General features: G+C 67.9%; 1 protein-coding gene. It reads right to left on the bottom strand.

Features of this window, described 5'->3' with window-relative positions:
* The coding region (locus tag JZ792_RS41165; RefSeq protein ID WP_216918408.1) for a type I polyketide synthase at nucleotides 1-1,249 on the bottom strand (1,249 nt) is incomplete at both ends.

The raw sequence follows: 1,249 nt of genomic DNA, 5'->3' as shown, positions 1-1,249 counted from the left end.
CGGGTACTGATCAGAGACCACCCCACGTCCACCGGATCCAGCTCGGGTCGTGTCAGCAGCCACTCCTGCAACCGGCGCCCCTGCGCGAGCAGGCCCTCACCGCTACGCCCCGACAACACCCACACCACCGCATCGGATTTCACTACAGGCACCGGATCGGTGTCGGGTGTCTCGGTGTCGGGTGTCTCGGTGTCGGGTGGTGCCTGTTCGAGGATGACGTGGGCGTTGGTACCCGAGATACCGAAGGAGGACACCGCCGCACGACGCGGCCGGTCGGCCACGGTAGTCCAGGCACGAGGCTCGGTGAGCAGTTCGACTGCGCCGCTCGTCCAGTCGACATGGGTGGAGGGGGTGTCGACATGCAGGGTTTTCGGCAGTGTCTGGTGGCGTATGGCCTCGATCATCTTGATCACCCCGGCCACACCCGCGGCGGCCTGGGTATGGCCGATGTTGGATTTGAGCGATCCCAGCCACAGGGGGCGGTCGGGTTCGCGGTCTTGCCCGTAGGTGGCCAGCAAGGCTTGGGCCTCGATCGGGTCGCCGAGGGTGGTGCCGGTGCCGTGGGCTTCGACCACGTCCACTTCCGTCGCCGACACCCCGGCATTGGCCAGGGCGCGGCGGATCACCCGCTGCTGAGAAGGACCGTTGGGGGCGGTCAGTCCGTTGGACGCACCGTCCTGATTGACCGCGCTGCCCCGAACCACCGCCAACACCTCGTGGCCGTGGCGACGCGCGTCGGAGAGTCGTTCCACGACCAGGACACCGACACCTTCGGACCAGCCTGCACCGTCGGCGGCCTCGGCGAAGGATTTACAGCGTCCGTCCGGCGCCAGGCCTTTCTGGCGGGAGAACTCGACGAACGTGTCGGGTGTCGACATCACCGTGACACCGCCGACCAGTGCCATCCCGCACTCGCCGGCACGCACGGCTTGTACGGCTTGGTGTAGGGCGACCAGTGAGGACGAGCACGCGGTGTCCACCGACACCGCGGGGCCTTCCAATCCCAGCACATACGACACCCGGCCCGAGACCACGCTCGTGGCGCCGCCGGTCAGCCGGTATCCCTCGACACCGGCGTCGCCGTTGCCTCGGCCTACGCCGTAGGACTGGTCGCTGACGCCGATGAACACGCCGGTGTCGCTGCCGTGCAACGAGTGCGGGTCCACCCCGGCGTCTTCGAGGGCTTCCCACACCGTTTCCAGCAGCAACCTCTGCTGCGGATCCATCGCTGTCGCTTCCCGCGGGCTGA

The organism is Nocardia noduli, from assembly GCF_019038455.1.
GTDB classification, from domain to species: domain Bacteria; phylum Actinomycetota; class Actinomycetes; order Mycobacteriales; family Mycobacteriaceae; genus Nocardia; species Nocardia noduli.
Note: the sequence above shows the minus strand (reverse complement) of the source record. Positions and strands in the feature narration are given on the sequence as shown.